5 protein-coding genes are annotated in these 5,194 nt (G+C 72.7%); 1 reads left to right on the plus strand and 4 read right to left on the minus strand.

Annotated elements, in window-relative coordinates; genetic code table 11:
• Positions 1-47: 47 nt before the first annotated feature.
• From E4099_RS28715 to E4099_RS28725, 3 genes are all read right to left on the minus strand, one after another.
• Positions 48-833 (minus strand): SDR family NAD(P)-dependent oxidoreductase, encoded by a 786-nt coding sequence (locus E4099_RS28715; protein WP_135342044.1) that lies wholly within the window; start codon positions 831-833, stop codon positions 48-50.
• Positions 834-950: 117 nt separating this feature from the next.
• Positions 951-1,769 (minus strand): TetR/AcrR family transcriptional regulator, encoded by an 819-nt coding sequence (locus tag E4099_RS28720; RefSeq protein ID WP_209446782.1) that lies wholly within the window; start codon positions 1,767-1,769, stop codon positions 951-953.
• A 375-nt stretch (positions 1,770-2,144) separates the two neighbouring features.
• Entirely contained in the window at positions 2,145-3,551 is a 1,407-nt protein-coding gene (locus E4099_RS28725; RefSeq protein ID WP_209446783.1) for a serine hydrolase domain-containing protein, read from the minus strand.
• A 300-nt stretch (positions 3,552-3,851) separates the two neighbouring features.
• On the opposite strand from E4099_RS28725, the gene E4099_RS28730 reads away from it, so the two are divergent.
• Complete coding sequence (locus E4099_RS28730; protein WP_135342046.1) at positions 3,852-4,607, plus strand: sulfite exporter TauE/SafE family protein; 756 nt, start codon at positions 3,852-3,854, stop codon at positions 4,605-4,607.
• 32 nt (positions 4,608-4,639) lie between these two features.
• On the opposite strand, the gene E4099_RS35295 is transcribed toward E4099_RS28730, so the two are convergent.
• Positions 4,640-5,179, minus strand: a complete 540-nt coding sequence (locus tag E4099_RS35295; RefSeq protein ID WP_425348282.1) for a YunG family protein — start codon at positions 5,177-5,179, stop codon at positions 4,640-4,642.
• Positions 5,180-5,194 lie beyond the last annotated feature (15 nt).

The raw sequence follows: 5,194 nt of genomic DNA on the forward strand, positions 1-5,194 counted from the left end.
ATTTCGGGGTGTGGGGGAAGGAGAGGACCGGGGACGGGCCGGTGCCGTCAGAGCTGGCGCAACGCTCCGCCGTCCACGGCCCACTCGGCTCCGGTGACCTGCCCGGAGAGGGGCGACAGCAGAAAGGCGATGACCCGGGCCACGTCCTCCGGATCGCCGATGCGACCGCTGGGCAGCCGGCGCTCTTCTGTCACGAAACGCCGGACCGCCTCCTCCACCGGCAGCCCGTACCGTACGGCCAGTTGCTCGGCGAAGCCCCCGGGCGCGTCCCACAGCGCGGTGCGCGTCGGACCGGGGGAGACCACGTTGGAACGGATCCCGCGCGGCCCGAACTCGGCGGCCAGCGTCTTGTTCACCGACAGCAGCGCGGTCTTGCTCGCGGCGTAGTCCACCAGCGGCGCCTCGGGGAACCGGGCCGCCTCACTGGCGATGTGCACCAGGCTGCCCGCGCCGGCCTCCAGCAGGGCGGGCAGAGCGGCCCGGGTCATCCGCACCGCGGCATGGAAGTTGAGGTCGAAGGTGTCCTTCCACTCCTCGTCGGTGACGTCCAGGAAGCCGGTGCGGGAGCGCAGCGCGCCGACGTTGTCGACCAGCCCGTCGAGACGCCCGTGGCGGGCCAGGGTGTCCGCCACGATGCGGCGCGGGGCGTCCGGGTCGCGCAGGTCGGCCGCGTACGCCTCGATCCGCGGGCCCAGTCCGTCGATCGGGCCGGGGTCGCGGGCCACGCCGACCGCCCGTGCCCCTTCGGCGGCGAGCAGGCGGACGGTCGCCTCGCCGATCCCGGCCGAGGCCCCGGTGACGATGAACACCCGGTCGTCGAGGAGCAGTTCCATGTCCGGACTCCGAATCCGTTGCGGTAGCGGTCTGTTCGTCGAACAGCCTGCTGCCGTGGGAAGGAGTCACCCAGCCCTCGGTGGTACGTACGCACCGCGTGCGTACCACTGGCAGGGTCAGGTTTGGCGCGCGCCCGCCGAGCCCGCCTGCCGGGCACGAGCGCGGTGCGCCCGCTGCCGGCAGGCGGCGCCGCAGAAGCGGGGTGGTCGGCCGGTACGGGCGATCCGCAGGGGATTCCCGCAGGCCTCGCAGATCCAGGGCTGCGTTTCGTTACGGGAAGCGGGTGGAGTTCCGTTACTGGCGGGGCGTGGGGTGCGTCGTTTCGTCACGGTGACCCGCTGCGGCGGCAGTGCCGTGGCCGGGCCGTTTCCCGGGGGCCGCAGCCCGTCGCAGAGGATGACCACGGCACGTCCGGGGCCACCTGAGGAGGCCCGGTACCGCTCCATGGCCAGCGCGCCCACCAGCAGCGACCGGACGTCCGCGAGATCGGCGTCGGTCCGTACGGCCCGCACCTCCTGAGCGCGCGTCAGCAGTACGTCGAGTGCGGCGGCCAGATCTGCGGCAGGCTGGGAGTCGGCCACCCAGGATCCGTCGGCGATCGCCGCGAAGGCCTCCCGAAGGGCCTTGTCACTGCACGCGCGTGCCACAACTGCCGCCAGGAAGCCGAAAAACGCCTCTCCGGCGTCCGCCGAATCCCGCAACCGCACGGCTTCCTCGGTGAATTGGCGAAACGAATCCTCCACGACGGCGCGGAACAGCAGCCGCTTGGACGGGAAATGGCGGTAGACGGTGCCCGCGCCCACTCCGGCGCGCCGGGCGATCTCCCCCAGGGGCGCGGTCAAACCCTGGGCGGCGAAGGTGGATCGAGCCGCGTCCAGCACCCGTGCCCGGTTGCGCCTGGCGTCCGCGCGCAACGTCTCACACTCAGCCGTCACCTACGGGCCTCCTCGGCGGAACCCTTCCGGCCGGACGCAACCGGGCCGGGAAATCCGCATAATCCAAGCGGGTTGGGACTCCCAATTCTAGCCGGGAAGGGGGGCACGGAGAAGCGGATCCCAAAAATCCGCTTCTCTCGCGAGCCGAACGGGTGATTGGCCGCGCCGCCGGATCGGGCCCCGGCGCAAGACCGAGGCCGGAGCCGAGGCCGGGCCCGAGGCGATACCGGGATCGGAGCCAAGGCCGAGGCCGGGCCCTGGCGCGCGGCCAGGACCGGGGCCGGAGCCAGGGCCCATGCCGAGGTCGGGGCCGGGTATCGGCCCCGACCCTCAACCCGCACCCCCTAACCCCCATCCGTACCGGAAGCGGGGGGGTCAGAGCCCGCGCCAGCCCTCCGCGTCCACCCCGCCCGGTACCACCTCGGTCGCGCCGTCCAGTCCGTACGGCTGCCGGGTGAACACGAAGGTGTTCACCTCCAGATGGGTGTCCGCGCCGCCCGGTCCCTCGGCGCCCGGCACCACCCGCAGCGTCTCCCCCTCGTGGTAGCCGTCGAGCCCGGTCCAGGTACCGTCCGCCTCCGCTCGGAAGCGGACGCCCTGGGACAGGTCGTTCACCCGTGCCAGTTCCAGACCGCGGTCGGCCCGCAGCCGCAGCACGAAGGGGGCGCTGCCCCAGTACCAGGGCCCGGTCAGCGCCAGCAGCTCCGGCGGGACATCGGGCAGCGGGCGCCATGGCTCCGGGATCCGCGGTTCCCGCTCCGCGGTGATCCGCACCAGGTCGGCGGCGGTGGCGCCGACCGCGGGGCCGGATGTGGCGTTGGACAGCACGATCGCGGCCAGCCGCTCCTCCTCGCTGATCCACAGCTGGGCCACGAAGCCCGGCATGGATCCCCCGTGCCCGAACAGCATCCGCTCGCCGTCCTGCTGGAGCTGGATGCCCAGACCCCAGTGGCTGTGCGGGTCCTCGGGCTTCGCCGTCACCGTGGGGACCCGCATCTCGGCCAGCGTGTCCGCGGAGAGCACCCGGTCGTCCCCGTCCAGCAGGAAGGTCGCCCAACGGCCCAGGTCAGCGGTGGTGGACCAGAGCTGGCCGGCGGGGGCCATCCGACCGGAGTCCTCCGTCGGCTCCGGCAGCAGCGCATCGGCCCACGGGTGCACCGCCCAACCGCCGGCGTGCGGCGCCCGGGGCTCCAGGGACGTGCGGGTCATCCCCAGCGGCTCCAGCACCTCGCGCCGCAGCACCTCGCCCCACGGCGCTCCGCGCAGCCGCTCCACCACCGCGCCGAGCAGCGCGAACCCGGTGTTGGAGTAGTGGAAGCGGCGCCCCACCGGATGACACAGCGGACGGTCCGAGGACAGCAGGTCCGCCGGCTCCGGACGCAGCGCGCCCGCGGTCCGCTCCCACCAGGGGCCGCGCGGTTCGGCGGCCAGCCCCGAGGTGTGGGTGAGCAGCTGGGCCAGGGTGACCTCCGCGACCTCCGCCGGCTCCGGCAGATGCCTGCCCAGCGGATCGGTGAGGTCCAGCAGCCCCTCGTCTCGCAGCCTCAGCACCAGCACCGCGACGAAGGTCTTGGTCAGCGAGCCGATCCGGAACTGGGTGTCGTCGTCCGGCGCGTGCCCGTCCACACAGCTGCGCGAGCCGGTCCACACCGTGCGCCCGTCCCGTACCACCGCGCCCACCAGCGAGGGGGTGCGGCCCTCGGACTGGGCCACGGCGATCCGGTGCAGCAGCGCCCGCCGGGTCTCCGGGAACAGCTCGGCGAACTCGTCTTCAGAAGTCATGCCTGTCATGGCCGAACCCTACGATCCGGCCCGCCCGGGCGTTCGATCTTTATCGATGGCGCCCATGTCCGGCGTCTTCCGGAGGACGCGCAGGTGGGGAGGGTGTCAGAGCTGGGACACAGAAGGCACGGGCCCGGGTACGGAGAAGGGGAGGGCGAGCCGCACCGGGCGGCGAACCCCAGCCATCCCTTGGAGGCGTGCAAGGAAACCCAAGGATTGACTTGGGTTTCCGGGGTGACCGACGATCATCCGGGGCGCCCGTGGACAGACACCCCGGAGGACAACGGCGGAAGGCGAGCTGTGGAAGCACTGGAGTTGGCGGCCATCGGGGCCGCCGGGATCGCCGCCGGCGGTATCAACGCGGTCGTCGGATCGGGCACCCTCATCACCTTCCCCACCCTCCTCGCCTTCGGCTATCCGCCGGTGGTCGCCAATGTGTCGAACAACGTCGGCCTGGTCCCCGGCGTGCTGAGCGGTGCCTACGGCTACCGCCGTGAGCTGCGGGGCCAGCTGAAGCGAGTGCTGCGGTTCGGCTCCGCCTCGCTGATCGGCGGGCTGACCGGGGCGCTGCTCCTGCTCAAGCTGCCCGCCGAGACCTTCGACGCCGCGGTACCCGTACTGATCCTCGCCGCCTGCGCGCTGATGGTGCTGCAACCGCGGATCAACCGCTGGGCCAAGCAGCGGCAGGGCGATCGGCGGACGGACGGCGGGGTGCCCATGTGGATCGGCGTCCTGGCCACCGGCGTCTACGGCGGCTACTTCGGCGCCGCACAGGGCGTCCTGCTCATGGGCCTCTTCGGCAGCTTTCTCCATGACGACCTGCAACGCCTGAACGCGGTCAAGAACGTACTCGCCTCGATCGTCAACGGGGTCGCGGCGATCATCTTCATCGCGGTCTCCCACGTCGACTGGGCGGTGGCCGCGACCATCGCCGCGGGCTCCACGGTCGGTGGGCTGCTGGGCGCCCGCGTCGGCCGCCGCCTCTCACCGACCGTACTGCGCGGCACGATCATCACCGTGGGCACCACCGCGGCCGTCATCATGATCGCCCGCTGACCCTGCGCCCGCCGCTACCCGGCTCGTCGGCCCTACCCCTCCATCCCCTCCTCCGACTCCTCCGGGACGCCCCCGAGCCCCGGGAGCTTCGCGCCGACCCGGCCCCGCAGCAGCAGATACTCCTCCCAGTGGTGCGGCAGCCGCCCGGGGGGCCGCTCCACCAGGCGCCGCCCCGTCACCACCTGCCCGCGCCTGAACTGGTCCTGGGTCAGGTCGAGCTCGATGCCGCTCGGAAGCCGATTCCACCAGTGGTGGCCGTGCTGCTCCTCGCCCAGATACACCTCACCGACGACCAGCTGCCCGCCCAGCAGGTCATGCACCACCAGCGCGGTGATGTCGCAGTGCCCCCAGGCCGGGTTCTGCGGTGTCCACGGCGCGCGTGCCGCATCGTCCGGGGAGCAGGTGTCGGCGGCCCAACTGCTCCGGATCGCCTCCTCGACCGCGGCCAGCGTCCAGGGCGCCGCGCTTTGCCGATCAGGAGAAGCTCCCGCACCTCGCGGTCTCCCGCACCGCCCGCCAGCAGCTTCGCCCCCTCGGCGAAGCCGGACCGGGTGGCGACCGCCGCGAGGCACCGGTGATCGCCGATG

The sequence above is a fragment of the Streptomyces palmae genome, assembly GCF_004684805.1.
In the GTDB taxonomy this organism is placed as follows: Bacteria; Actinomycetota; Actinomycetes; order Streptomycetales; family Streptomycetaceae; genus Streptomyces; species Streptomyces palmae.

Coding starts and splice junctions, on each gene's coding strand:
- E4099_RS28715 (WP_135342044.1), bottom strand. CDS start 833: ATGGAACTGCTCCTCGACGACCGGGTGTTCATCGTCACCGGGGCCTCG.
- E4099_RS28725 (WP_209446783.1), bottom strand. CDS start 3,551: ATGACTTCTGAAGACGAGTTCGCCGAGCTGTTCCCGGAGACCCGGCGG.